This is a genomic window from Photobacterium sp. TLY01, assembly GCF_021432065.1.
Classification (GTDB): domain Bacteria; phylum Pseudomonadota; class Gammaproteobacteria; order Enterobacterales; family Vibrionaceae; genus Photobacterium; species Photobacterium halotolerans_A.
Window position 1 is genome coordinate 163,909 of the sequence record NZ_CP090364.1, and the last position, 26,577, is coordinate 190,485.

Sequence of the window (26,577 nt, forward strand, 5' to 3'; positions counted from 1 at the left end):
CAATGAGTGATGTGAGTTCCCCGTCCCAGTGCAGAGTGCCGGCCACTTATATGCGGGGCGGTACCAGCAAAGGGGTCTTTTTCCGTTTACAGGATCTGCCGCCTGCCGCGCAGATCCCGGGTGAAGCCCGGGACAGCCTGCTGATGCGCGTGATTGGTAGTCCGGATCCGTACGGGAAGCAAATCGATGGTATGGGGGGGGCGACCTCCAGCACCAGTAAGACGGTCATCGTTTCGAAAAGTGAGCAACCGGATCACGATGTGGATTACCTTTTTGGTCAGGTCTCGATTGATAAACCCATGGTCGACTGGAGTGGCAACTGTGGCAATCTTTCCGCTGCAGTCGGGCCGTTTGCGATTCACGCCGGGCTGATCGCACCGGAACGTATCCCGCAAAACGGCATCGTGGCGGTGCGTGTCTGGCAGGTGAATATCCAAAAAACCATCGTGGTGCATGTGCCTGTGGTCAATGGCCTGGTACAGGAAACCGGTGAATTTGAACTGGATGGGGTGACCTTTCCGGCGGCTGAAATTCAGGTCGATTTTATGGATCCGGCCGACGGGGAAGGCTCGATGTTCCCAACAGGCAATCTGGTTGACGATCTCGATGTCCCGGGCGTTGGGACGTTTAACGCCACACTGATCAATGCCGGCATTCCGACGATTTTTGTCGATGCCGCCTCGATTGGCTATCAGGGCACCGAACTGCAGGATGACATTAACAATGACAGCAAGGCCCTGGCAATGTTCGAGACCATTCGTGCCCACGGCGCGCTGAAGATGGGGCTGATTGAGCACTTGGATGAGGCGAAAACGCGTCAGCATACGCCTAAAATCGCCTTTGTTGCCAAGCCGCAAACCTATCTGGCCTCCAGTGGCACAACCGTCAGTGCTGCGCAGACCGATCTCCTGGTGCGCGCCTTGTCGATGGGCAAGTTACATCATGCCATGATGGGCACCGCTGCCGTCGCCATCGCTGCAGCTGCCTGTGTGCCGGGTACGCTGGTGAACCTTGCAGCAGGCGGTGGCAATCAAACCTCGGTGACGTTTGGCCATCCTTCCGGGACGCTTAAAGTCGGCGCCAGCACGGCTCTGGCCCAGCAATCCTGGAAGGTCGAAAAAGTGGTCATGAGCCGCAGTGCCCGGATACTGATGGAAGGCTGGGTACGGGTGCCTGCTGAGACTATTGCATCAGGGTGACGCAACTTTGCTTGTTTACCCAGTCTCTTGCATGCTGGCGGATCAAAAGATCGGACAATGGCAGGCTCTGGGCATCAGGCCTGCCATTGTTGATGCGGAATGCTACAGCTGAGTAACAAAGGTGCCCTCAGGCGTGACGGGAAGGTAGTTGCGGTAGAAATCCAGATAAGCCTGCTCGGGGTTCAGATCGCTGAACAGTTCCGGATACAGGGCTTTGGCATAAAACTGGATCATCGCACCATCCATAATCGTTCGGCATGCCCCGTGGTAGGCGGCGTAAACACGATTGTTGCGCACGGCGGAAATGGACGTCCAACCCAGGCGGTTCTTAAAGCCGGCTAAACGCTGCCTGGCGAGCGCTTCTGGTACGCCTTGTCCCATCAGCATGGCGTCATCAACACTGCCTGATTCATACCCTGTCATGACGATGACGTCTGGGTTCGCGGCAATGATCTGCTCCGGATTCAGTTTGCCCCACCACTCCACATAAGGCGCGGAAATGTTGTCTCCGCCGGCCATGGTGGCAATGGCACCCCACATGTTTTTACCGAATGTGTAGCCAACTTCATTGATACCCGCCGCGCCGTATTCGGTATAGACTTTGGGTTTTGCCAGCTTGGCCGAGGCTAAGCGTTCATTGATCAGTTCGATATTCCGGCGGTATTCACCGGCAATTTTTTCGGCTCTTTCTTTCTGACCGGTAATCACGCCGATCAGTTGGGTGCTTTGGATGTGGCGCTCCAGTGTCTGGGCGTTGTAATCGACCACTATCACCGGGATGCCTGCGCTTTCAATGCGCGCTATTTCTGCGCCTAATGCTTTATATTGCCAGTCTGCCAGCATCAGTAAGTCCGGCTGAAGGCTAATGACTTTTTCAACGGAAAACGTGTTGGTATCAACGCGGCCAATGCCGGGAATATCCTCAAGCGAAGGGCGGTGTTTAACGTACAGTTCCCAGTTTGCTGAACGTGCCTGCCAGATATATTTCGACATGCCGACAACATGGTCATAGGCCGCTTCTGTGCCGATCGCCATGTAATCTTCCGGATAAAACCCGACAATGGCTCTTTTGGCCGGCGCGTCAAAGGTAACTTCTCTACCCAGGACATCCGTGACTGTGGTGACTTCTGCAAACGTTGCCGCACTGAACATCAGTGCAGCAATACTGAGTAACTTTTGATACATCAATGAGAACCCTGCTTTTTATGATCGATACCGGCCGGCATAGCCAGGTGCTTACTTAGCCAGCAATCATAATTCCATCAATAACACTTATGCAAACTATTATCATTTCTGGTAATGTGCGTACGGAATATAACCTGGCCGTCAGCCAGAGCATTGTGTGGCGGCTGGTCGCTATTGTTAACCAATCAAACACATCATCGGGTAATGTCAGATGCAATCTGCAGCAGTATTACAAGCCATTGAGACACAAAGAAAAAATGAATGCCGGCGCATGGTTGTGCTGATCATGTTCTGTCTGGTTTTGATGGCATCTTTTGTGCTGGATATTATGAGTGGCCCGTCCATGCTGGATGCCACCCGAGTATTGCACGCACTCTTTCAGTTTGTCGGCTTGCCTTTTCAGGTCGACAGCTCGACACAAATCATTGTCACTGATTTACGACTACCGATTGCATTGATGGCGATTGTGGTCGGCGGGGCTTTGGGGGTCGGCGGAGCTGAGATGCAGACTCTGCTCAACAACAATATGGCCAGTCCGTATACGTTGGGCATGGCGGCGGCAGCGGGATTTGGCGCGGCAATCACGCTTTACTTCGGCTCTTTAGGCATAAAGAGCTACTATGCCGTGCCGATTGGGGCGTTCATCTGCTGCATGCTGTCGGCCTGTTTCCTGTTCGCACTGGCCTCTATGCGACATATCAGTTCAGGCCAGCTCATCTTGGCGGGCATCGCTTTACTGTTTCTTTTCCAGTCACTTCTGTCACTCGTGCAGTTTGTTTCGTCACCTGAACTCAGTCAGCAAATCCTGTTCTGGCTCTTTGGCAGCTTGTCAAAAGCGACCTGGGGTAACCTGATGATTACGGCGGCTGTGGTGATCTCGGGATTTTTCTTTTTGATGAAAGATTCCTGGAAGCTGACGGCGTTACGTTTAGGCGAGGAGCGTGCGAAAAGCGTCGGGGTGAATGTGAAGCAGCTGCGGCTGAAAACACTGTTTATTGTCGCTCTGATGACGGCAACCATCACCAGTTTTGTCGGAATTATCGGGTTTGTGGGGATTGTTGCGCCCAACATTGCCAAAATTCTGGTGGGTGAAGATCAGCGATTTTTTTTACCGCTCTCGTTTTTGATTGGCGCCTTTCTGCTATCTACGGCTTCGGTGCTGTCTAAAGTGATTGTGCCGGGCGCTTTGTTTCCTATCGGCATCGTGACCGCCATTATTGGGGTGCCGTTTTTCTTCTGGCTCATTATCGCGAAGCGGAGTTAATTCATGTTGACTGTCGACAAGGCCAATATTCAGCTTGGCTCACTGACCTTAGCCCGTGATATGAGCTTCGGCTTAAAGCCGGGGCAGATCACCGCGATTCTCGGGCCGAACGGTACCGGGAAAAGCACGCTGCTCAAGACGTTATTCGGTGAGATTAAGTTAGACAGTGGCGAGATTGCTTATTGCGGTCATCGCTTGTCTTATCAATCGTTAGCACAGTGGCGGCATCAATTTGGGTATATGCCGCAGGATATCAATCTGGATGTCAATTTAACGGTGATTGAAGTGATCCTGTTAGGACGATTGGACGCCCTGAGCCTGCGCGTTGATGATCAGACGCTCAATCAGGTACTGCATATTCTCGACAACATCGGGATTGCGCATCTGGCGAACCGCAGCGTGAATACCCTCAGTGGCGGTCAGTGCCAGATGGTGCTGTTTGCACAAGCGTTAATGCGTGACCCGGCGATCATGATGCTGGATGAACCTGTCAGTGCGCTGGATCTGCATCATCAGCACGTCTTGCTGGAACATCTGGTCAATCAGACCCGGGAGAAGCAATGCATTACGCTGATGGTCTTGCATGATCTGAATCTGGCCGCGCAGTATGCCGATAACCTGTTGGTGCTGAAGCAGGGCGATCTTGTCGCTTGCGGGCATCCCAAACAGATTCTGACATCCGAACTGGTCGAAGAGATTTATAACGTGGAAGCTCAGGTGATCACCGATGACACTGGTGTTCCCTTTGTGCGTACCCTGCGCTCGAAAAAGGCGGCGTAAGTGAGATTGCACCATATCACCCATGACTGGCACTTGCTGTCAGCCGCCGGTCGCGTTCTGGTGTTTAACAGTTTCAGCTTTAATCTCGGCTTTTATATGTTGCTGCCGTATCTGGCTGAGCATTTGCAGAATCTGGGCTTTGACGGCTGGTATATAGGACTGATCATCGGCCTGCGTGTCCTCAGTCAGCAAGGTCTGTTTCTGGTTGGCGGCACGCTGGGCGACCGGTTTGGCTACAAACGGATGATCCTCTGGGGCTGCGCCGTCCGCATTGTGGGCTTCTTTCTGCTGGGCGTCAGTGACAGTTTCAGCGTGATTCTCCTGGGCGCTTTCTGTACCGGATTTGCCGGCGCGCTGTTTACCCCGAGCAGTCAGGCGTATCTGTCGTCCGAGTATCCTGAGCCGAGCGAGCGCCAGCGCGTTTTTGCGTTGCAGAATCTGGCAAAGGAAGCCGGGATGCTGATTGGTCCATTGATTGGCCTGACCCTGTTTAATGTCAGTTTCAGCTGGGTCGGCTTGTCTGCGGCTTGCGTGTTTTGTCTTTTGTTTGTGCTTCAGTGGCATTATCTGCCCAAAGATAGCCATCCTCCAAGCAGCACAGCGCAGCAGGGTTTTCTGCACGACTGGTGGTTGATGCTGAAACATAAAGCCTTTATGAACTTCGTTCTGGCCGCCAGCGTCTATCAGATTCTGTTTCACCAGCTTTACCTTGCTATACCTCATCAGGCTAAGGTGCAAACCGGCACACCTTCTGTCATCACCTGGGTATTTATGGTGTCGTCCTTCATGGGTGTGCTGTTGCAACTGCCTGTCAGTCGCTGGGTGGATGAAACGCTCGGTGTTGCCAAAGGCATGGGGATTGGGATGGCGCTGATGGGCAGTGCCTTTCTGTTCCTGAATCTGCACTTTGAACCCTGGCTGCCATTGCCGTTTGTACTGTGTGCCATGCTGCTGAGTGCCGGCTCCATGATGGTGTACCCGCTGATAGGTGCTTATGTACCGCGTTTTGCCGAACCGGCGAAACTGGCGAGTTATTACGGCCTGCATGCCTGTATCGGTGGATTCTTTGCGTTTGCTGGCAACTGGGGCGCGGGCTGGCTGCTGGACTTACCGGATTTTCACTCTGGCTGGCTGTGGCTGACATTCGCGGTACTCGGCTCTCTCTCCGGGATTGGCTTGTTTGTGCAGGTCAGTCAGCAGGAGAGAAGCGAACAGCAACCGCTTGGTGTCTCAAACGACTCAATCGCAGATTGAACATAGCTATGGCACTAAAACGGAAAGTGAGGCCGTGCCGTTGGTTGAAGCACAGGAAAAATGCTGAAAGCCACTGAAAACAACAAGCCCCTGAAAGCAGGGGCTTGGTCAGAATAAGTCGGCTGAAGTCACTCAGGAATTCTTATTCGATGTTCTGGATCTGCTCGCGCATCTGCTCAATCAGCACTTTGAGTTCAACCGCGGCGGCGGTGATCTCTGTGTTGATGGATTTAGACGCCAGAGTGTTCGATTCGCGGTTGAACTCCTGCATCATGAAGTCCAGGCGTCGGCCACAGGCGCCGCCTTTTTTCAGGATCTTGTGGGTTTCTTTGACGTGAGAATCCAGGCGGTCAAGCTCTTCGGCGACATCGCTCTTCTGCGCCAGCAGGATCAGTTCCTGTTCAATGCGGTTGGCATCCAGCTCAACTTTGGCTTCTTCCAGGCGATTGAGAATGCGATCGCGTTGCCACTGCATCACTTCAGGCATCAGCGCGCGCACTTTGCCGGCTTCTTCTGAAATCGCGGCCAGGCGCTGGTCAATCAGATCTTTCATATTGGCACCTTCGCTGGCACGCGCTGCCAGGAAGTCGTCCACTGCACCGTCAAACGCCGTCAGCAGCTCTTGGTTGATGGTGTCCATGTCCTGCTCAGGCGTTTCCATCACGCCGGGCCAGTTCAGCACCTGAAACGGGCCGATATTGCCTTCACCTGCCGCTTCTTTGACCCAGCTTGCTGCCTTGATGACCTGCTTGGCCAGTTGCTCGTTGATGCGCAGTTCGCTGCTGGAAGCCGGGTTGGCTTCAAAGCGCAGGCTGCACTCCACTTTGCCCCGGGCCAGACGCTGACGGAAGCGCTCGCGCAGGACAGGTTCCAGGCTGCGGAACTGTTCTGGCAAACGCAGATAAGTTTCCAGGTATCGTTGGTTTACCGAGCGGATTTCCCAAACGGCACTGCCCCAGTCGCCTTTTACTTCGCGACGGGCATAGGCGGTCATACTGTGAATCATTGGCTGTCGGCCCTTAAGAAATGATGGCTTGATTATACGCGCCGGTGCGAATAATGGAAATCTCTCCTCGGCCGGCGGATGCGGACAGGCGTGCACTGCGACGCAGATCTGGCTATAATCGCCGGTTAATGTCTGCTGACCGTGGTTCGGTCAGCGCTCAGTACCCAATTTCAGCCAAGGTGAAACCCGATGCGTCCAAGTGGAAGAAGTGCCAGTCAAGTTCGTCCGATTACTATCACCCGTCATTTCACCGCTCATGCCGAAGGATCGGTATTGGTTGAGTTCGGCGATACCAAGGTCATCTGTACCGCCAGTGTTGAAGAAAGTGTGCCGCGCTGGCTGAAAGGCAAAGGCCAGGGCTGGGTGACGGCGGAATACGGCATGCTGCCACGCGCGACTCATACCCGGAACCGTCGCGAGGCGGCCAACGGGAAGCAGGGCGGCCGGACCCTGGAAATTCAGCGCCTGATTGCCCGCAGTCTGCGCGCAGCGGTAGATCTGGAAGTGCTGGGCGAGCAGATGATCACGGTCGACTGTGATGTGATTCAGGCCGACGGCGGTACGCGTACCGCTTCGATTACAGGGGCCATGGTGGCGCTGACCGATGCTATCAATCTGATGCTGGAGAAAGGCCTGCTGAAAAAGAATCCGCTGAAAACCTCAGTGGCCGCTGTATCTGTGGGGATTTATCAGGGTACGCCCGTGTGCGATCTGGATTACGCGGAAGATTCCAATGCCGAAACCGATATGAATGTCATTATGAATCGTGATGGCAAGATCATTGAGATCCAGGGCACGGCGGAAGGGGATGCCTTCAGTACGGAAGAATTAATGGCCATGCTGTCGTTAGCCAAAGACGGCATTGCCGAGATCATCACTATCCAGCAGGCGTCGCTGGAAAGTTAATGTTTTTGGAGCGGTTCCTGTTGGAGCCGCTTTTTTTTGCCTGCAGCACACGGAGGCTGCGGGAATTGACCGGCCAGCGCCCGTGTCTGGCTGAAGCATGCGACCAATCGCTCGAGGAGAAACAATGAAAGCATATCAGCGTCAGTTCATCGAATTTGCTTTGGAAAAAGGTGTATTGAAATTTGGTGAGTTCACCCTGAAGTCTGGCCGTCAGAGCCCGTATTTCTTTAATGCCGGCCTGTTTAATTCAGGTCGCGATCTGGCGCGCCTGGGCCGCTTTTATGCTGCGGCACTGGCTGATTCCGGCATTGAATTTGATGTCTTGTTTGGTCCTGCTTATAAAGGCATTCCGATTGCCACCACAACCGCCGTTGCGTTGGCTGATCACCATGATGTGGACACGCCATACTGCTTTAACCGTAAAGAAGCCAAAAACCACGGCGAAGGCGGCAATCTGGTCGGCAGTCCGCTGGAAGGTCGCATTATGCTGGTTGACGATGTGATTACGGCCGGTACGGCAATCCGCGAGTCGATGGAAATCATCCATGCCAATGGGGCAGATCTGGCCGGTGTGCTGGTGGCGATTGACCGTCAGGAAAAAGGCAAAGGCGAGCTCTCTGCGATTCAGGAAGTGGAGCGCGATTTCGGTTGTGCGGTGATCTCGATTGTTTCGCTGGGCGATGTGGTGAGCTATCTGGAAGAGCAGGACGGCATGGCCGCACATCTGGAAGCGGTGAAAGCGTATCGCGCTCAGTATGGGATCTGAAAGATAAGTGCTTGAATAGAAAACTGAGGTAAAAGCCCAGCGTGACTAGTAAAACGCTGGGTTTTTTATTAGATACGGTTTCTACCTAGTTCAGCCAGTGCCAGAGAAACGACTTTGTCCACACTGATTGAGTTGATACTCTTAGTTTCATCATTGGGAATTATCGACCAAGAATGTTCGCTCGAATGGAACCACTCATTCATCGCATGCATTGGTGAAGTATTTTTTTGAGTTTCCCATCCCCATATCATGATCAAAGGCACTTCCAGCATTTGAAATATATGTGCAGGACCACAATCATTCGAGATAGTTAATCTGGATTGGAGCGCAATAGAGATTAATTCAGGAATGCTTGGTGATTTTATGATGAGGACATTGTCGCCTGTGTGATGGTTGAGAATTATGTCTTCATAATCCGCTTCATCAGGTCCCAGAATGTAGTTGATACATTTAATACTGGATTTTGCTTCTTTAATCCTGGTCGCTGCTGCGCAGTATTTTTCAATATTCCATCGCTTAAATGCCCCAGCACCACCTCCTGGAATTAGTGTCAAGGCATTTTCATCCATACTGTGTCGGGGTTGAGACGCAAGTTGCGAGATAATTGATGGGGAATAGTGACTACCTTCGACTTGATTCAGTAACGCGAGCAAGTAGCGGCCGATGTACTGATTGCCTTTAACCATTTCCAGACTGGATGTATACCGGTTTTTAAGTACAGAGGGGCAAGTTAGAGTGTGTTTTTCCTTTGCCCCCGATAAACAGACGGCTAAGTGAGTTTTTTCAGATCCTGGATACAGGTTGTAGATGGTATCAAATTGGCGCTGGCGTAATTGTTGTACCAGTTTGAGAAAGCTGGTCTTGTTATAAACAACCAGCTCATCGGCTGCACCACACTCAGTAATAAGTTTGCTATTGTCTGTTTTCGAATAAATTGTAATAACAGCATGTGGATGTTGTTGGCGCAACGCACAGCAAAACGATAACTGGGTCAAGATGTTGCCAAAATGGGGTCTGTGCGGTGTAAAAATACAAATTTTCATTTTTTAAGTCTAATTCAACTGATTGGTCAGCAGTTCCCAGTAAGCATCGAAATTGTCATTTGGCTTGTGGCGGAAACTGGAGCGCACAAAGCGGTTATAACTGCCTTCGACCTGACCCAGCAACTGGGCGGATAAGAGGTTTTCATCAATCGGGAAACCGCGGCCTTCGCGCAGTTTGCGTTCACGCAGGATCTGGCGCAGCTGGGTTTCAATGCGCTCGAATAACTGGTTGATGCGCGACTGGAGTCTGTCCTGCTCAAACATCAGAGCGTGGCCTGTCATGATGCGGGTGAGCCCGGGATTGCGCTCGGCAAACACCAGCAACAATTGCAGCACCATACGCAGTCGGGTCATGGTGTCTTTTTCATCATCCAGAATACGGTTAATGCGTGTGGTGATCGAGTCTTCAATGAACTCGATGAGGCCTTCAAACATGCGGGCTTTGCTGGGAAAGTGGCGATACAGTGCGGCTTCGGAAACGCCGACCTGAGCTGCCAGTTTCGCTGTGGTAATACGCTGACTGCCCTGGTTTGATTCCAGCATTTCAGCCAGCGCTTGTAAGATTTCTTCGCGGCGGTTGTTTTTTTTATTGCCAGCCATGAATAACCGTTCCTTTTCGATATAAGACTGTGTCCGGACAGAAAAAGCCTGACTATCTTAGCCATGCGCACAGGGCATGGAAAGTGTCTGGATCAGGCAGTGTTATCTTTATCGACAGCCAGAGTGTAAGCTTGAGAGCTGGCTGCCAAAAATGAATGAACCGCTGAGTGTTGTTGCCGGTTTTGCTGAGCGTTCAACAAATTAGGCTCAGTGTTGCGCGTGGTAGCGGTTGATGATTTCTGTCATTAATTGGCGCCCCAGTGATGCTTTGTCAGTCAGGGGCAGTGCCTTGTCACCGTTCTTCCAATACAGGTGCAGGGCATTATTTTCACTGTTAAATCCTTGTCCCTGCTGTGCCACATCATTGGCACAAATCAGGTCGAGGTTTTTACGCTGTAGTTTGTCTTGCGCATAGCGAGCGACATCCTGTGTTTCGGCAGCGAAACCCACAGTAAACGGACGCTGCTCAGTCAGCGCTGCAACGCTGGCGATAATATCCGGATTTTTCACCAGTTTCAGTACCAGCTCGTCCTTTCCGGGCTGCTTTTTCATTTTTTGTGAAGCCATTTCCGCCGGGCGAAAATCGGCCACCGCAGCACAACCAATAAAAATATCATGCGCCTTGGCCTGCTCAGTGGCGGCCTGATGCATCTCGATAGCGCTTTCTACGTTGATCCGGGCGACGCCTGGCGGGGTCGCAAGGTTGACCGGGCCACAGATCAGAGTAACGCTCGCGCCACGCTGTGCAGCAGCCTGGGCAATCGCAAAGCCCATTTTGCCTGAGCTGTGGTTGGAGAGGTAGCGCACTGGATCCAAGGCTTCCCGGGTCGGGCCGGCTGTAATGGCGATGCGGACACCGGCCAGATCCTGCGGCTGGAAGGCGTTTTCTATCTCAGCCACCAGCGCCATCGGTTCCAGCATCCGGCCTGGACCGATATCGCCACAGGCTTGCTCGCCGCTGGCCGGGCCCCAGATTTGATGCCCCCAGCTTGCCAGCACAGACAAGTTTTCCTGGGTGGCAGGCTGGCGATACATCTGCTGATTCATGGCCGGTGCGACAGCAATCGGCGCATCGGTCGCCAGACATAAGGTGGTTAGCAGATCGTTGCCCATCCCGGCGCGAAGGCGGGCAATCAGGTCGGCAGAAGCGGGAGCCAGCAGCACCAGATCGGCCCATTTTGCCAGTTCAATATGGCCCATGGAGGCTTCGGCGGCGGGGGCGAGCAGGCTGTCGGCCACCGGATGACCGGAAACGGCCTGCATGGTCAGCGGGGTAATGAATTCCTTGGCGGCCGGGGTCATGACGACGCGAACCGCTGCGCCTCGCTCAATCAGACGCCGTGTCAGCTCGGCACACTTATAGGCTGCGATGCCGCCGCTGATCCCCAGAAGTATTTTCTTTCCTGCCAGTGTTTTCATTCGATTGCCTGTGTCGTGAAAAAACTGGCAACAAGATATCACCAAAGCGATGTGGTTTCATCGCTTTAGTCGCGAGAAAAGTGCCGGTCAGGCTGCGACGGATGGCCGAGACCGGGTCATCGCTCGACACCGCACGGGCGAAACGCTGTAACAAGGCAACAAAGCTGCGCCTGGCGCCGCATTTTCAAATGCCGGGCTTTGTATGGAGCGCGACATTTGCGTTTCTTTTGCACAGACACAGTGAAAGGATCGAAACGCCATGGTATTGAAACATTTGCCTGCGGAGGCGCGTCCCAGGGAAAAACTGTTACAGCGCGGCGCCAATGCGCTGTCGGATGCGGAGCTGCTGGCCATTTTTTTACGCACTGGTCTGCCGGGCATGAATGTGATTGAACTGGCCGGCCAGTTGCTGGACGAGTTTGGCTCTCTGCGCGCCTTATTGGCGGCGGACTGCAAAACCTTTTGTCAGCACAAAGGGTTAGGGCCAGCGAAATACGTTCAGTTGCAGGCAGTGCTGGAGATGAGTTTGCGTTTTTTATCCGAGAAACTGGCAAAAGGTGAAGCCCTCAGCAGCCCGGAGTACACGCGGCAATATTTAAGCCAGATGCTGCGTGATCGCCATCGTGAGGCATTTTATGTGTTGTTTCTGGATAACCAGCACAGGGTGATCAGCGGGGAGGTGATGTTTGAAGGCACAATTGATGCCGCCAGCGTGTATCCGAGGGAAGTGGTAAAAAGATCACTGGAACTTAATGCAGCGGCGTTGATTTTAGCGCATAATCACCCCTCAGGCGTGGCGGAGCCAAGTCAGGCCGATCGGCGAATTACTCAAAGGATCAGCGATGCGCTGGCCTTGGTAGATATTCGGATCCTCGATCATTTTGTCGTCGGAGACGGGGAAGTGATTTCTTTTGCTGAAAGAGGATGGCTGTAACTATCAAGCTGATTATTGTTCAGCTTGATGTCAAACTAGGCCGAAATTGATCAAAAAGACGAGAAAGGATCTGCTCGGGACTTGAGCAACTGGTTTTGACTTAGTATAATGCGCGACCTTTGATAGCTTCGGTTAGATGGAATGCTTTTTGCGTTCGGTTAATCGCGGTTGATATCGAGCTGAAACGATTTGGAGAAGACAGTAATGTCCCGAGTATGCCAAGTAACTGGTAAACGTCCTGTAACGGGTAACAACCGTTCACACGCACGTAATGCCACCAAGCGTCGTTTTCTGCCGAACCTGCAAACTCATCGTTTCTGGGTAGAAAGCGAAAAACGCTTCGTTAAACTACGTCTTTCTGCGAAAGGCATGCGTATCATTGACAAGAAAGGTATCGATACCGTTCTGTCTGAAATGCGTGCTCGCGGCGAGAACGTTTAAGAGGATTTGAAGAATGGCTAAAGGCATTCGTGAGAAGATCCGTCTGGTATCATCTGCCGGCACAGGACACTTCTACACTACCGACAAAAACAAACGTAACATGCCAGGCAAGTTTGAGATCAAGAAATTTGATCCAGTTGTTCGCCAGCACGTTATGTACAAAGAAGCAAAAATCAAGTAATTGGTTTATTTTGCTTTTTGATAAAAACCCAGCCAAGGCTGGGTTTTTTTATGGCTGTCGCTCAGGAAGCGGATTATGATCACTGACTCATACTTAGTGCTGGAGAGACGATGAAACTGTCGCGTAAGGGATGGAACAACATCATCATCATTGGAGTGCTGTTGTTTATCGCTATGATTCAGCTGCCGGAATTGATTCAGCAGCGCATGACGCAGGCCACCCCGGCCGAGCAGCAATCTGCCGGCTTGGTGCGCTTACTTCCGGCTGACAGCCACATTAAAAAGCTGGTGCTGCCCAATATTATTTTCAGTCGTCACAATGAAAACTGGCAATCTGAACCGGCCATAACAGATGATCCGTCAGCCATCGTGGCAAACTGGCAGGATGTCGCCGGTACTAACATTGACTCAGAAACCTTCGCCCAGCTCAATGATAAGCTCGAAGCGCCCCGCAGCGTGGAAGTGTGGCTGGAAAATCATGAAGAACCTTACCGCCTGACGGTCTATCAGCTTCCCCAGTTCTGGTTGTTACAAAACTGGCAGGGCGAATGGCTGGCGATCACGGTTGAGGCCAGCTACCTGTTCCCTGAAATCTGATATCCTGCATCCACCACAGCAAAGATGAATCAGAGAAAAGATGCCTGAATTACCTGAAGTTGAAGTCAGCCGCATGGGGATCACGCCTCATGTGGTGGGTCAGACCGTCGTTCGTGTGACGGTCCGCAATCCCAGCCTGCGCTGGCCCGTCCCCGCTGAATTACAGTTGTTACAGGGGCAAACCATTCGTGGTGTGACGCGCAGAGCCAAATATCTGCTGCTGGAAACCGATGCCGGCTTTGCCATTATTCACCTGGGCATGTCAGGCAGCTTGCGTATCTTGCCTGCCGAAGTGCCGCCGGTGAAACACGATCATGTCGATGTGCTGCTCGCCAGCGGTGAAGTACTGCGTTATAACGATCCCCGTCGTTTTGGTGCCTGGCTGTGGCAGGAGCGTGACAGCGAGCATCCTGTGCTGAGTAAGCTCGGTCCTGAGCCTTTGGCTGAGGGCTTTGATGCCGGCTACCTGACGGAAAGGGCCAAAGGTAAGCGCACCGTGATTAAACAGTTCATCATGGATAATCAGGTGGTCGTGGGCGTCGGTAACATTTACGCCAATGAATCCCTGTTTGCCGCGCGCATCCATCCGCAGACCCCGGCAGGGCAGCTAACAACTGAGCGACTGGCTGTGCTGGTCGATGAAATCAAGCGTGTGCTGAGTCAAGCCATTGCTCAGGGTGGGACGACACTGAAAGATTTCAAACAAAGTGACGGGAAGCCGGGCTACTTTGCGCAAGAGCTGCAAGTGTATGGCAAAGCGGGGAAACCTTGCCCTCATTGCGGGCAGATCCTCAATGAGGTCAAAATCGGACAGCGTGCTACAGTCTATTGTAGTGAGTGCCAGCAATCATAATGTTGTCAGAGAGATAGGCCCTCATATCTGTCTTTAGGGAAGAGAAGGAGGGCGCGTGATACGCCTTCTTCGGGGGTGTCTATGCGCTTTTTGGTAACAGGAGTGGCGGGTTTCATTGGCAGTGCAGTGGCGCAGCGTTTGTGTCACATGGGCCATGAAGTGGTGGGCATTGATAATTTCAACAGCTACTACGATGTGAAGCTGAAGCAGGCCAGAGTCCGGCATATTGCCCATCCGGCGCTCTTAGTGCTGGATTGCGATCTTGCAGACAGAGAGGCCATTGCCCGTCTGTTTCTCACCCACAGATTTGAGCGAGTCATCCACCTGGCCGCCCAGGCCGGGGTTCGCTATTCGCTGGATAACCCGATGGCGTATGCCGACAGCAACCTGATTGGCCACCTGACCATTCTGGAAGGCTGTCGTCGCCATCAGGTTGAGCATCTGGTGTACGCCTCTTCCAGCTCTGTGTATGGTCTCAATCGTAAGCAGCCTTTCTCAACCCGCGACAGCGTCGATCACCCGGTCTCTTTGTATGCCGCCACCAAAAAAGCCAATGAACTGATGGCGCATACCTACTCTCACCTCTACGGCCTGCCTACCACGGGCTTGCGCTTTTTTACGGTCTATGGCCCTTGGGGCCGGCCCGACATGGCGCTGTTTCGTTTTACTGAGGCGATCCTGGCTGGTCAGCCGTTAGAGGTCTACAACCACGGCGACATGCGGCGCGATTTCACTTACATTGATGATATCGTTGAAGGCGTGGTCCGGATTCAGGATGTCGTACCTGCTGGTCAGCCGGACTGGAACGCGGAAGAGGGCTCGGCGGCCAGCAGTTCAGCCCCCTACCGGATGTACAATATCGGCCATGGGCAGCCAGTGAAACTGATGGACTTTATTGCCGCACTGGAAAACGCTTTGGGCAGGCAAGCCAGCAAAAACTTCCTGCCGATGCAGCCGGGGGATGTGTACGCCACCTTTGCTGAAACAGAAGATTTGTTTGAGGTGACGGGATTCAGGCCACAGGTCGGCATCGAACAAGGCGTGAAGCGCTTTGTGGATTGGTATCTGGGGTATTACGGGCAAGCCATGAAGGAAAATACCGCGGCCCGCTGAGATGCGGGCCGGCGGTTTCTGTGTTTGGCGTCGAGTGTTATTTGGTCAGCTTGTCTTTCAGCGCCTGAGCCACAGTCGGGTGGACGAACTGATCCACCTGTCCTTTGTGCAGCGCCACTTCTTTGACTATGGTGGAGGAGATAAAGGAATTTTCCTCAGCCGGGGTCAGGAACACCGTTTCCAGCTCTGGCATCAGGCGGCGGTTCATGTTCGCCAGCTGAAATTCATATTCAAAGTCCGACACCGCGCGCAGGCCACGCACCAGAATGGTTGCCTGTTGCTCGCGGGCAAAATCCACCAGCAGTCCGGAAAATCCCACCACTTCAACGTTACTGAGATGACTGGTGATGGCTTTGGCGAGATTCACTCGTTCCTGCAGATCAAATAATGGCTTTTTGCTCGGGCTGAAAGCAATCCCGACAAGCACCTGATCGAACATGGCAGCAGCGCGCTCAATCAGATCCTGATGGCCGTTGGTGATAGGGTCAAAAGTACCAGGGTAAATGACTCGGGTTGTCATTTCTGCGTTCCTTGTTGATGTATATTATTTGGGGCTTCAGCACTCATAGGGAATTGTAAATGGCTTCGTACTGCTTGGCAGTATGCGATATATCAAATAGGTTCATTTTTTCCTGTCCTGCTGAGATGTATTGCTTTTGAAGATTGCTATCCTGAGATATTCGGGCGATAGCTTCAGCAAGCTGTGTACTGCTTCCTACGGGAATTAGCTCACCATTTATACCGTGATCGATAATATCTGGAATACCGCCTGCCCTAGTGGCGACGATAGGGAGGCCCGCTTTCATTCCTTCCAGAATGACAGAGCCCAGCCCTTCAGTGTACGACGGATGGATTTGCAAATCGGCAGCCTCAAACCAGTCTCCCATATTCAACTGTTTACCCATAAAGCTGATATTGGTTAATCCTTTTGCCTGAGATTCCAGTTCAGCCCGCAGCTTGCCGTCCCCCAAAATGGCAATATGAATGTTGGAGGCTTGTTGTTCGAGTAAACGCGCAGCTTCAATGGTGACGTCAAATCCTTTGTGATGAAGCAGGTTGCCTGCATGGATGACAAGAAATTTACCTGCAAATTTAGTGCGAATCGTGCTGACTTCACTGTTACTCACTGGATAAATGACAGGTGAGCTGGGAATTTTGTATGGATGCTGGCTAGGGACTTTCGTATGAATACAATCGACAATAGCTGTGCTCAGACCAATGGTTGCACTGGCATCGGTATAGCATTTTTTTAGTAGCCATCTGTCTTTTAAAGGGTTATCGATGCGGCGGGTAACGATATAGGGACATCTAAACAGTTTGGATTGGATCCAAGCCCAATAAATCGCTCTGCCTTCGTGGACATGTATAACCTGACACTGCCTGGTTATTTCAGCACTGTGATTAAAAAGAAAGTGCTGGGTTAAATACATGCGACATCCGAGTGAGGCCGCTTTTTGAGCGAATGGACTTTTAGGGTTGGCAACGACACTTAAGGTATAACCCAGTCTGATCTGTTCTTTGATAAGCTGTAGGGTTTGTTGTTCGCCACCACTGAAGCCTGTAGCGAGATTTACATGACAGATATGCTTGTTCATTTGGAATGTTTGTCCTTTACGTATTCACGTAACCAAAGGTCGGCATAGCGTGTAAAAACAGTATTGGCACTCAGGATTGCTAAGAGTAAACCGTGACGACCATCCAGAAAGCCACCTTTGATAAAATACATTTTTATAAAACGAGCGATAGCGTGTGCAATTGCTGCGCTCAGGGAGCCGCGCTTTTTACCTTCTCGTTGATCGGTCCACGATTTCGCATATAAGGCTGTCTTGCGTGTATATTGACTTAGATTATCAAAGGTAAAATGCAGTAACCGGCCATCTAGTGGGCGGACAGTCAACCCATCAGTGAGCAATTTTTCATGCACCAGGGCATCGTTGTAGCGGGTTTCGTCACGGCGGTACAGGCGAATCACCCAGTCCGGCGACCAGCCAGAATGGTGAATGGTTTTGCCGAAGGCATCGCTCAGCCGGTTGATCTTAAACGCAACGCCGGTCGGATTGGCTGTGATCGCAGACTGGATGGCTGTTTTCAGCTCAGGGGTGACCCTTTCATCAGCATCCAGCACCAGCACCCAGTCTGTAGTCGCGTGCTGTTGGGCGCGTTGGCGTTGCGGGCCAAAGCCGGGCCAGTCGTCATAGCGGAAGAATTTGTCTGTGTAACGACGGGCAATGGTTTCGGACTCATCCGTACTGCCGGAGTCAATAATGACGATCTCGTCGACCCAGTCTTTGACCGTCTCCAGGCAGGCCGCCAGATGTTTGGCTTCATTCTTGATGATCATCAGCACACCCAAAGTGGTGTTGGAGGTGTTAGGCGCCATTTGGTGTCCAGTTTTCAGATAGATGAGTCGTGACTGTCAATACAGTGATATGCGAACGATTATGCCGACCGGGGTGACGAATGTAAAACCCCGGCCCTGTTTCAGGGATCAATCTATCGCTTTCATTTTGTCTGCAATGCATCCGATCACAGTTCAGCGGTGATTTTGTCGAACATGGCGGTGACGCGCTCTGCCGTGATGCGTTTCATCGCTGTGTCATCTTTGACCCGGCTGCGCCAGGGCAGCTGTTCAGGCGCCTTGCCCGTTTCGGCCGCAATGCATTCATCGTACACACTCACCACATACTGGCGTGACAGATAGGGGCCGGTACGCTTGGGGTTATGGTGGGCATACAAACCCAGCACCGGGGTACCGACAGCCACCGCCATATGGGCCGGGCCGGTATCCGGCGCACACACCAGTGCCGCTTTCTGCAACAGGGCCAGCAGCTGTTTGAGGCTGCTCTGACCAATCAGGTTAGTGACGGGGAAGTCCAGCTTGTCTTCAATGGCATTACCCAGGTCTATCTCAATTTTTGCCGGACTGCCGGCCAGAATAATGGCATAGCCCTGCTGGTGGGCATGGCGGGCTAATGCCGCATACCCTTCCGGCGTCCAGTTTTTATAGCCCTTACTGGCCGCGGGCGTGATGACCAAGGTCGCGTCCTGATGAATTTGTTGATCGGCCCAGCGGTGGTCATCTTCAGATAACGGAATATCCCACTGAGGCGTCAGATCGCGGACACCCAGGGTGGCAGCAAACTGCATGAAGCCATCCAGGACATGGGGGGAATCCGGTGACGGGACTTTGACATTGGTGAAGAGTTGCTGAAGATCGCTGCTGCGCTCGGCATCAAACCCCAGTTTGTACTTCGCTTTGATCCCCAGACTGACGATGCTGGCGCGAATGGCGGTTTGCATATGCAGCAGGGCATCAAAACGCTCACCTTTGAGGGCCTGCCAGACAGCTTTGTAGCCTTGCCAGCCCTGCTTTTTATCAAAGATGATCACCCGGATGCCGGGTAAATCCTTCAGCAGCCGTGCTTCGACTTTGCCACAGATCCAGGTCAGGCGCGTTTGCGGCCATTGCCGTTGAATTGCCTGTGCCATGGCAATACTGTTGCAGACATCACCAATCGCCGACAGGCGCAGGATGCACAAAGACTGGGGAGCGGAATTGAATAATGTCATGACACCTGCTTTCAACCGAATGGATGTGATTGTGTTTTGGGAATTATATACATTAAGCATCTCGGAATCAGCGTGATTGCGCGAACACTGTGCAAAGATTCTGCCTATCTCATGACGGGCACGGACAAACCTGTATAAAATAGATCTTTTCAATCGTTTAGGGTACACCGCAATGGAAATACGGGAGCAAGATAACTGCCGGATCATGTTTGACCCTGCTTTGCTGGCAGAAGATCCCTGGCAGTGCTTTGAGCCGGATTTCTGGCAGCATCAGCAGGCTGTGCTGGGCAGCGCGAAAGGGCGGGGAACCACCTGGTTTGTCCGCGGCGAACGGGTTGACATGGCACTGCGGCATTACTTTCGGGGCGGGCTGTTTGGCAAGCTGGTGAAAGATCAGTATTGGTTTAAGAGCTGGCCAACTTGCCGCAGCATGGCTGAATTTTCCCTGTTGCAGCATCTGGTGGCGCAGGGCGTCAGAGTGCCGAGGCCCGTTGCGGCAAGAGTCTGTAAGTCCGGGCCATACTATCGGGCGGATCTGCTGACAGAGAAAGTACCTGACGCAACTGATCTGGTGGCGCGTTTGCAGCAGGGCGCTTTGTCGTCAGAGCAATGGCAGCGTGTCGGTGAGATGGTTCGCCGGATGCATGACTGCCGGGTCAATCACACTGATCTGAATGCACACAACATCTTGCTGGACGGGCAGGAGCAGATCTGGCTGATCGATTTTGATAAATGCAGTATTCGTCACGGTGATGGCTGGCAGGAAGAGAATTTGTCCCGGCTGCACCGCTCTTTTGTCAAAGAAGTCGATAAAGCCGGAATACACTGGCAGGAAAGCGACTGGCAGCAACTACTGTCGGGTTACCGCCGATCGCCTTCTGATTAATGGATGCTGGCAGAGAGTGCGTGCAAGGTGCGCGCAATGGCCCCTTGATTGGCTTTGACCACGCCAAGGGCGGCCTGGCCTGTTTTGGCCTGCTCTGTGCTGTTTGTCATCAGCCGTGACACGGCGCGTGCTAATTCCTCGCTGTTGCCGACGATTTCTGCGCCCCCCGCGTTTAACAGCTGAGTGGTGATATCGGTAAAGTTGTAATAGCTCGGACCAGTCAGGACGGGTTTTGCCAGTGCGGCTGGTTCAAGCAGGTTGTGACCGCCGACTTTGTCGCCCAGCAGGCTGCCGCCGACAAACGCCAGATCGCAGGCACCAAGCAGCAACATCATTTCGCCCATGGTATCGGCCAGATAGACCTGTTTATTGCTCAGTGGTTCGTTGCTCAGAGTACGGCGGGCGGCGGTAAAGCCCTGTTGAACAATCAGCGTGTAGACAGGGTCGAATCGCTCGGGGTGTCTGGGCACCAGAATCAACAGCGCGTCGGGGTGATGGCGTAAAATCTGTCTGTGGGCTTCAAGTACCTGCTCATCTTCGCCCTGATGGGTGCTGGCGGCAATCCACACCGGACGCTGGCTGCCCAGCTGATCTCTTAGTATCTCGCTGGCCTGTTCCAGCCCTTCGGGTAAAGCAAGGTCAAACTTGATCGAACCGGTAATCTGTACCACTTGTGGCGAAACACCTAAGCGAATGAAGCGCTCGGCATCATCCTGATGCTGACACAAAACCTGATCCAGATTATGCGCAAGCAGGTTAAACAGGGGTTGGACTCTGGCATAGTGCTGGCAGGAGCGTTCAGATAAGCGGGCGTTCAAGATAGTGACAGGCAGGCCGGCATGTTTGGCTTCGGCCAGCGTATTGGGCCAGAGCTCAGTTTCCATGATGCACAGGGCACGTGGCTGCTGCGTACGGAGAAAGCGGCGCAGAGCCCAGGGAAAATCGAGCGGCATATAGCGATGTTCAACCAGTGACCCGAGGCGCGCGGCCTGCGCTGCGCCCGTGGCGGTTGTGGTGGTCAGCAATATCGGTAAATCGGGATATTGGGTTTTCAGTGCTTTGATCAGCGGTGTGACCGCCAGGGTCTCTCCAACGGACACTGCATGGATCCACAGCGGCCGCTGGCCCTGCACTTGAGGGCTGATGCCGAAATGCTCTTTCCAGCGCTGACCAATCGGCGGGACACCCGGACGCTTTTTATAGAGTGAAACCAGCAGCAATGGGGCCACTGCAGTGAGCAGGCAAGTGTAGAGAAAGCGTAGCATCAGTTCTCAGGATTTCCTTCGGTAGTGCAATATCAATGTGGGAGGCATAGACAACCAACTGTGTACAGAATGCCATTCATTCTAGTTCGCCAAACCGTTAATGGCTTGAATGACACGATCCGCCGGTAAGTCTTTCAGGCACTTCAGGTGTCCGTAGGGGCATTCTCGCTTAAAGCACGGACGGCACTCAATCTCTGTATATACGATAGCGACCTGTTCTGCCAGTGGCGGGGTATAGTCCGGTGACGTCGAGCCATAAATCGCGACCACTTTGCAGCCAACTGCTGCGGAGACATGCATCAGTCCCGAATCGTTACTGACAACCGTATCGCAGGCTGCGAGCAGGTCGACCGCTTCAATCAGGCTGGTTTGTCCGGCTAAATCATGGCAGAAAGCTTGTAATTCAGCGGGGAGTGCCTGTTTGATGGCGGCGGTGACCGGCTGATCTTTCGCCGAGCCGAACAGCCAGACTTGCTTGCCCTGCGCAATCATCTTTTGTGCCACCTGGGCAAAATAGGCGTCTGGCCAGCGCTTGGCTGGACCAAATTCTGCCCCCGGACAAAGGCCAATCACAGGGCGATCATTGTTCAGCGCCAGACGTTTCATTGCACTGGCCTGATTGTGGTGGTCAACCGTCAGTGCCGGTTTGGGCAGCGTGGGCAGCGCCGCACTGCCAGTCATTTGCGCTTTGGGATAAGCCAGTGCGCAGTAGCGCTCAATCATCAGGCTGAAATCACGCTTGTTGCCACGAAGATCAGTGAGCAGACCATAGCGGCTTTCTCCTTTCCAGCCGGTACGAACCGGAATGCGGGCAAAAAGCGGGATCAGCGCAGATTTTGCCGAATTAGGCAGGATATAAGCCTGATCATAATGATTGTTACGCAGTGAGCGTCCAATCCGGTAGCGCCCTTTGAGGTTAAATTCGCCGTGTCCGATGGGCATTTCAAGCGCGCGGTGTACCTCGGGCATGCGTTCCAGAATAGGGCGGCACCAGGTCGGTGCCAGTACATCAATTTCAGCTTGCGGATACTGCTGCTTGAGACTGGTATACAGGCATTGCGACATCACCATATCGCCAACCCAGGATGGACCGATAATAAGAATTTTCATGGAGTCAGCACTTTTAACTTACGGAAATAAATTGTTATCTAAGCGGGAACATTCTGCTTTTTCTGCATGCAACCAGCTAAGAAGATTACAGTAAAGACACTGTAAAACATGGTGCCTGAGTTATGGTTCAGGAAATTCTGGCTTAAGCAGTAGCTGGCGACCAGTAATACATGAATGATGCCGCATTGAGCAAATACCCACTGACTGTCATGCCGCTGGTACTCGCGGCTATAGCGCATGAAAATGGCAAATGGGATAGCAAATAACATGATCAGGGCCGTGATACCAATCAAGCCTTTTGTTGCGGCTTCTTCAAGATACTGGTTATGTGCTCGTCCATATAATTCCACTACTTTGTCGACTTTTCCTTCTTCGACAAAGCGTTTTTCAGCGAGATCCCGCCCTGGAAAACCTTGACCAAAAAATGGTTTTTCTTCCAGGCTGTACCAGGCGCTTTTCCACATTTCAAATCTTGCTCCCACAGAGGTATTGCTTCTGTCTTGTTGGGTATAGAGCTCGACATCGGCATAAGCTTGATTGATACGGGTTTCGACTTCAGGCAGAAGTGTTGTGCCTAAAAGAAACAAGCTGACCGACATGACAGCAAACAGTCGTTTCGATAATAAATCGCGAAAATGATAGAGTATAAAAAACAGTACGATAGGGGCCAAAACCCATCCGCCGCGAGAGCCAGACAGTACGGAGCCCGTGATGCCAGACAGCGCGGCAATGAAAAACAATAAACTGATGATATATTTCTGTTTGCCCCAGTAATAGAAAGTGGCAAAAAGTGAAATCAGTCCCAGTGACATGGCCGTATTGCCCGATTGAATTGGCATATATCCTTTTACTAAGTGGCCAGTATATGCTCGTTCCATGTGCAGAATTTCTACATGGTAAATGGCCACGGCACCTGCGACAAAAGCGCCAACACCGACTCCAGCCAGTAACCAGTGTATACGGGGAGGGTAAAGTAACAGCAGGAATAGAATAGGCAGTGTTAATACCGTGCGGCTGGGAATGTCTGCTTCACTGATATTACCCCCGTAGACCAGCAAAGACGCCAGCACGACGAGAAAATAGGTGCTGAAGGCTACAATTAACAGCTTGATATCTTGTGTGAAAAACGGGGTTTTTAATGTGAACAGTACAGGTAGTGCCATCGCCAGCAGAAGAACGGGCACTGGCTTATAGCCGCCACCGATGAGCAAGATAGTGGCAGGGTAAGCCGCAGCGAGAAATGCCACTAGACAGTGAAACGCAAAGGTAAACTTATTCGTCATGAGGCTCATAAACCGCTAATCTTTAGTGTGTTATAAGGATCAGGCTCATTATCCGGCCGGGTTTTTAATAAGCGTAAATTCCACATGTACTGTGTGGGGGTTGGGGCGACCATATTTTCCAGCGACTGGGCTAATGTATCTGCATCCTGCTGCAAGTCACCCGTTGGCAGGTTATCAATAGCAGGTAATATATGGATTTCAAATTTACCTGTGATGCTGTTATAGACAGGCATCATTGGCAAAATTTCTGCGCCTGTCATGCGTACAATTTTTCCTAACCCGGCAAAAGTCGCTTTTTTCGTGGCAAAAAAGTCGGTGAACTGACTTTGCTCCGGGCCAAAATCTTCATCTGGCAGATAATAACCCATATAGCCTTGCTTTACGGCCTTGATATAGGGTTTCAAACCCTCTTCACGTGTATAGCAAACACCGCCATATTGCAGACGCTGTTTGCTGATAAGCCAGTCGTATACGGGCTGGCGGTGTTGTGGCTTCATTAACGCGGCAACCGGTAACCCCAGTGAAGCCCAGTAAATGGCCGGAAAATCAATCGCCCAGGCATGAGGGACCAGCATAATCAGTGGTCGCTCTTCCTCAACGAGCTTTTCTAGGTGCTCAAGACCAAATACTTGCGTTCGTTCGTGTAGATGAGCCCGGTTTTTGAACGTCAGTTCACCCATTGCAAAAATGACTTGAGTAGCGACAGCGAACATATCGTCAATCATGGACTCCCGTTCCGCTGGACTTTGTTCGGGAAAACAGAGTGTCAGATTGACCTGGGCCCGCCGACGGACTTTTTTTGCCCGACGGCCAATGAATTTACCCAGCTTACCTGCGATAGGATCTCTCACTTTCCAGGGTAGTAGGGCAAAGAGCATCAAAAAGCCAATGCTCACCCAGGTACCCCAATGTTTAGGGTGCAAAAAAGCCCACTTGAACGATGGCCGGTAACCTTGATTAGGTAATGGCTTTAAAGTTCGTGATAGTTTCACTTGTCACTACTCGTTGATTTTATTGGTCGTCAGGATTTTGCGTTCAGAATCGCCATATACTCAGCAACGCCTTCGGCAACGGTTTTAAACGCTTCGTGATAACCGGCGGCACGGACTTTGGTCAGGTCTGCCTGAGTATAGGCCTGATAGCGGCCTTTCAGGTGCTCCGGAAACGGGACAGTTTCGACCTGGCCTTTACCGTGATGCTGAATCACAGCATCGGCGACGGCCTGAAAACTTTCTGCCCGGCCGGTACCGCAGTTGAAAATACCGGAGACGCTATGTTGCCAGAACCACAGGTTCATTTTGCAGACATCACCCACATAGATGAAATCGCGCTTAAAGGTGTCTGAGCCTTCAAACAGCTTTGGCATTTCGCCTTTTGCAATTTGTTCATTCAGGTGAAAGGCAACGGAGGCCATGCTGCCTTTGTGCTGCTCGCGCGGGCCGTAGACGTTGAAGTAACGGAAGCCGGTAATCTGCGAGAGCGTTTCGCCGTGGGCTTCGGCATCTTGCCACAGGCGGCGGACATAGTTGTCAAACAGCTGCTTGGAATAACCGTAAACGTTCAGGGCGCCTTCGTAGGCCTTCTCTTCGATGAAATCACGGTCACGGCCGCCGTAGGTCGCGGCGGAAGATGCATACAGGAACGGAATCTCGCGCTCCAGGCAGAAGTGCAGCAGCTCTTTGGAATACTCATAATTATTGAGCATCATGTATTTGCCGTCCCACTCTGTAGTAGCTGAGCAGGCACCTTCGTGGAAGACGGCTTCGATCGGGCCAAAGTCATCACCCGCCATGATCTGGGTGATGAAATCTTCTTTGTCCATATAATCGGCGATATCTAAATCGACCAGATTCGCGAATTTGGTACCGTCTTTGAGGTTGTCGACGACCAGAATGTCGCTATACCCTTGTTCATTGAGCGCTTTTACAATGTTGCTGCCGATCATGCCGGCGCCACCAGTCACTATAATCATGGCACTTCCAGTTTTATCAGATGGACCCGGTAGTCAGAGGCCAAAAGCGTAGCAGAAGAACTGCACCACCGCGTCAAAATTTAGTCAGTAGTTATGATAACATCATCAGGGTTTGTTGATCTGGATTTTGACCCACATAAGATAACAAACCGAGACTGCCCAGGGCGATGCAAGTGAGAGGCTTATGAAAACCCGCGATAAAATCATCCATGCAGCATTAGAGTTGTTTAATGACGGAGGGGAACCCAACGTCACCACCAACCACATTGCGGCACATATGGGCATCAGCCCAGGCAACCTGTATTACCATTTTCGTAATAAAGAAGAGATTATACACAGTATTTTTGATGAATACGCTCAGGATTTGCGGGTTCGCTTCCAGCCGCGGGAAGAGGCGGTGCTGTCGGCTGACAGTCTGCTGCAATACCTGGATGCGGTCTTTATGCTGATGTGGCGCTACCGATTTTTTTACGCCAACCTGCCCGATATTCTCAGCCGGGATCCTGTGCTGCAGCATAAGTATCTGGAAGCGCAGGAAAATCTCCATCAGGATATCATGGTGGTGATGCGCCATTTCCGGACCTTAGGGCTGGTCACCCTGAATGATGATGATTTGCTGAGTCTGGCAACCACCCTCAAGCTGGTGGCGACCAGTTGGATCAGTTATCAAACTGCGCAGGCACCCAAGGCGAAAATTACCAAGGCTGTTATCTATCAGGGCGTGTTGCAGATGCTTGCTGTGATAAGACCTCTGACCAGTGAGGAGGGGCGGCAGGTCGTTCTTCAACTTGAATCACATTATTGTGATCAAGTGGAGCGGGATGTTTCATAGTTGTCGACGGACTAGAGTTTAGCTCTTAGAATCCGGCAAACTTTGTAACATTGTGGTGAATGATTGCTAATTTAATAGTAGGTTGTTCGCTAAAAGTGGCAAATACGCCTTTACATGTT

Annotated in this window: 28 protein-coding genes; 14 read left to right on the forward strand and 14 right to left on the reverse strand. The window is 52.1% G+C overall.

The window, feature by feature from the left end; translation table 11 throughout:
• Positions 1-2: 2 nt before the first annotated feature.
• Positions 3-1,199, forward strand: coding sequence for a 2-methylaconitate cis-trans isomerase PrpF (prpF, locus tag LN341_RS00765; RefSeq protein ID WP_046220403.1), 1,197 nt, complete (start codon positions 3-5; stop codon positions 1,197-1,199).
• Between the two features lie 102 nt (positions 1,200-1,301).
• On the opposite strand, the gene LN341_RS00770 is transcribed toward prpF, so the two are convergent.
• A complete protein-coding gene (locus LN341_RS00770) occupies positions 1,302-2,384 on the reverse strand; it encodes an ABC transporter substrate-binding protein (protein ID WP_046220402.1) in 1,083 nt (360 codons plus the stop codon).
• A 211-nt stretch (positions 2,385-2,595) separates the two neighbouring features.
• On the opposite strand from LN341_RS00770, the gene LN341_RS00775 reads away from it, so the two are divergent.
• Genes LN341_RS00775 through LN341_RS00785 form a run of 3 tightly spaced genes read left to right on the forward strand, consistent with a single transcriptional unit; the run spans position 2,596 to position 5,682 of the window.
• Positions 2,596-3,648 (forward strand): iron ABC transporter permease, encoded by a 1,053-nt coding sequence (locus tag LN341_RS00775; RefSeq protein ID WP_234203843.1) that lies wholly within the window; start codon positions 2,596-2,598, stop codon positions 3,646-3,648.
• A 3-nt stretch (positions 3,649-3,651) separates the two neighbouring features.
• Entirely contained in the window at positions 3,652-4,428 is a 777-nt protein-coding gene (locus tag LN341_RS00780; protein ID WP_234203844.1) for an ABC transporter ATP-binding protein, read from the forward strand.
• The gene (locus LN341_RS00785; RefSeq protein ID WP_234203845.1) at positions 4,429-5,682 is read left to right on the forward strand and encodes an MFS transporter; all 1,254 of its coding nucleotides are present in this window, start codon (positions 4,429-4,431) and stop codon (positions 5,680-5,682) included.
• 142 nt (positions 5,683-5,824) lie between these two features.
• Here LN341_RS00785 and LN341_RS00790 read toward each other — a convergent pair whose 3' ends face one another.
• On the reverse strand, positions 5,825-6,688 hold the full coding sequence (locus tag LN341_RS00790; protein ID WP_046220398.1) for a YicC/YloC family endoribonuclease: 864 nt from the start codon (positions 6,686-6,688) through the stop codon (positions 5,825-5,827).
• 189 nt (positions 6,689-6,877) lie between these two features.
• On the opposite strand from LN341_RS00790, the gene rph reads away from it, so the two are divergent.
• The gene (gene rph, locus LN341_RS00795; protein ID WP_234203846.1) at positions 6,878-7,594 is read left to right on the forward strand and encodes a ribonuclease PH; all 717 of its coding nucleotides are present in this window, start codon (positions 6,878-6,880) and stop codon (positions 7,592-7,594) included.
• A 124-nt stretch (positions 7,595-7,718) separates the two neighbouring features.
• The gene (gene pyrE / locus LN341_RS00800) at positions 7,719-8,360 is read left to right on the forward strand and encodes an orotate phosphoribosyltransferase (protein WP_234203847.1); all 642 of its coding nucleotides are present in this window, start codon (positions 7,719-7,721) and stop codon (positions 8,358-8,360) included.
• Positions 8,361-8,428: 68 nt separating this feature from the next.
• Here pyrE and LN341_RS00805 read toward each other — a convergent pair whose 3' ends face one another.
• The 3 genes from LN341_RS00805 to coaBC form a co-directional block, all read right to left on the reverse strand.
• Positions 8,429-9,403, reverse strand: coding sequence for a glycosyltransferase family 9 protein (locus LN341_RS00805; RefSeq protein WP_234203848.1), 975 nt, complete (start codon positions 9,401-9,403; stop codon positions 8,429-8,431).
• 9 nt (positions 9,404-9,412) lie between these two features.
• A complete protein-coding gene (gene slmA, locus LN341_RS00810) occupies positions 9,413-10,003 on the reverse strand; it encodes a nucleoid occlusion factor SlmA (protein WP_046220394.1) in 591 nt (196 codons plus the stop codon).
• 207 nt (positions 10,004-10,210) lie between these two features.
• Positions 10,211-11,422 carry a bifunctional phosphopantothenoylcysteine decarboxylase/phosphopantothenate--cysteine ligase CoaBC gene (gene coaBC / locus LN341_RS00815; RefSeq protein ID WP_234203849.1) on the reverse strand — a complete coding sequence of 404 codons (1,212 nt, stop codon included), beginning with the start codon at positions 11,420-11,422 and terminating at the stop codon, positions 10,211-10,213.
• 259 nt (positions 11,423-11,681) lie between these two features.
• Here coaBC and radC point away from each other — a divergent pair, with 259 nt between their 5' ends.
• From radC to LN341_RS00845, 6 genes are all read left to right on the forward strand, one after another.
• Positions 11,682-12,356, forward strand: coding sequence for a DNA repair protein RadC (gene radC, locus LN341_RS00820; protein WP_046220392.1), 675 nt, complete (start codon positions 11,682-11,684; stop codon positions 12,354-12,356).
• A 204-nt stretch (positions 12,357-12,560) separates the two neighbouring features.
• The gene (rpmB, locus tag LN341_RS00825; protein WP_027250565.1) at positions 12,561-12,797 is read left to right on the forward strand and encodes a 50S ribosomal protein L28; all 237 of its coding nucleotides are present in this window, start codon (positions 12,561-12,563) and stop codon (positions 12,795-12,797) included.
• Between the two features lie 13 nt (positions 12,798-12,810).
• Positions 12,811-12,978, forward strand: a complete 168-nt coding sequence (gene rpmG, locus LN341_RS00830; protein ID WP_002535344.1) for a 50S ribosomal protein L33 — start codon at positions 12,811-12,813, stop codon at positions 12,976-12,978.
• 110 nt (positions 12,979-13,088) lie between these two features.
• A complete protein-coding gene (locus LN341_RS00835) occupies positions 13,089-13,574 on the forward strand; it encodes a hypothetical protein (RefSeq protein ID WP_234203850.1) in 486 nt (161 codons plus the stop codon).
• A gap of 40 nt (positions 13,575-13,614) precedes the next feature.
• On the forward strand, positions 13,615-14,427 hold the full coding sequence (gene mutM / locus LN341_RS00840) for a bifunctional DNA-formamidopyrimidine glycosylase/DNA-(apurinic or apyrimidinic site) lyase (RefSeq protein WP_234203851.1): 813 nt from the start codon (positions 13,615-13,617) through the stop codon (positions 14,425-14,427).
• Positions 14,428-14,508: 81 nt separating this feature from the next.
• Positions 14,509-15,540, forward strand: a complete 1,032-nt coding sequence (locus LN341_RS00845) for an NAD-dependent epimerase (RefSeq protein ID WP_234203852.1) — start codon at positions 14,509-14,511, stop codon at positions 15,538-15,540.
• 37 nt (positions 15,541-15,577) lie between these two features.
• Here LN341_RS00845 and coaD read toward each other — a convergent pair whose 3' ends face one another.
• The 4 genes from coaD to LN341_RS00865 all read right to left on the reverse strand — a co-directional run bounded on the left by coaD (position 15,578) and on the right by LN341_RS00865 (position 19,110).
• On the reverse strand, positions 15,578-16,060 hold the full coding sequence (gene coaD, locus LN341_RS00850; RefSeq protein WP_234203853.1) for a pantetheine-phosphate adenylyltransferase: 483 nt from the start codon (positions 16,058-16,060) through the stop codon (positions 15,578-15,580).
• Between the two features lie 43 nt (positions 16,061-16,103).
• On the reverse strand, positions 16,104-17,135 hold the full coding sequence (locus LN341_RS00855) for a glycosyltransferase family 4 protein (RefSeq protein ID WP_234203854.1): 1,032 nt from the start codon (positions 17,133-17,135) through the stop codon (positions 16,104-16,106).
• Positions 17,132-17,920, reverse strand: a complete 789-nt coding sequence (locus LN341_RS00860) for a glycosyltransferase family 2 protein (protein WP_234203855.1) — start codon at positions 17,918-17,920, stop codon at positions 17,132-17,134. Before LN341_RS00860 ends, LN341_RS00855 begins: the two co-directional genes overlap by 4 nt.
• Positions 17,921-18,066: 146 nt before the next feature.
• Positions 18,067-19,110, reverse strand: a complete 1,044-nt coding sequence (locus LN341_RS00865) for a glycosyltransferase family 9 protein (RefSeq protein WP_234203856.1) — start codon at positions 19,108-19,110, stop codon at positions 18,067-18,069.
• 172 nt (positions 19,111-19,282) lie between these two features.
• Between LN341_RS00865 and LN341_RS00870 the strand changes: the two genes are divergently transcribed.
• Entirely contained in the window at positions 19,283-19,996 is a 714-nt protein-coding gene (locus LN341_RS00870; protein WP_234203857.1) for a 3-deoxy-D-manno-octulosonic acid kinase, read from the forward strand.
• On the opposite strand, the gene waaA is transcribed toward LN341_RS00870, so the two are convergent.
• From waaA to rfaD, 5 genes are all read right to left on the reverse strand, one after another.
• The gene (gene waaA / locus LN341_RS00875; RefSeq protein WP_234204809.1) at positions 19,993-21,264 is read right to left on the reverse strand and encodes a lipid IV(A) 3-deoxy-D-manno-octulosonic acid transferase; all 1,272 of its coding nucleotides are present in this window, start codon (positions 21,262-21,264) and stop codon (positions 19,993-19,995) included. The two genes, LN341_RS00870 and waaA, sit on opposite strands and share 4 nt — an antisense overlap.
• 78 nt (positions 21,265-21,342) lie before the next feature.
• Positions 21,343-22,371: a lipopolysaccharide heptosyltransferase II gene (waaF, locus tag LN341_RS00880; RefSeq protein WP_234203858.1), complete on the reverse strand. Its 1,029-nt coding sequence runs from the start codon at positions 22,369-22,371 to the stop codon at positions 21,343-21,345.
• A 38-nt stretch (positions 22,372-22,409) separates the two neighbouring features.
• Entirely contained in the window at positions 22,410-23,582 is a 1,173-nt protein-coding gene (locus tag LN341_RS00885) for an O-antigen ligase (RefSeq protein ID WP_234203859.1), read from the reverse strand.
• A 77-nt stretch (positions 23,583-23,659) separates the two neighbouring features.
• On the reverse strand, positions 23,660-24,646 hold the full coding sequence (gene lpxM, locus LN341_RS00890; protein ID WP_234203860.1) for a lauroyl-Kdo(2)-lipid IV(A) myristoyltransferase: 987 nt from the start codon (positions 24,644-24,646) through the stop codon (positions 23,660-23,662).
• A gap of 29 nt (positions 24,647-24,675) precedes the next feature.
• Complete coding sequence (gene rfaD / locus LN341_RS00895; protein ID WP_234203861.1) at positions 24,676-25,626, reverse strand: ADP-glyceromanno-heptose 6-epimerase; 951 nt, start codon at positions 25,624-25,626, stop codon at positions 24,676-24,678.
• Positions 25,627-25,810: 184 nt separating this feature from the next.
• On the opposite strand from rfaD, the gene LN341_RS00900 reads away from it, so the two are divergent.
• A complete protein-coding gene (locus tag LN341_RS00900; RefSeq protein WP_046220380.1) occupies positions 25,811-26,458 on the forward strand; it encodes a TetR/AcrR family transcriptional regulator in 648 nt (215 codons plus the stop codon).
• Positions 26,459-26,577: the final 119 nt, after the last annotated feature.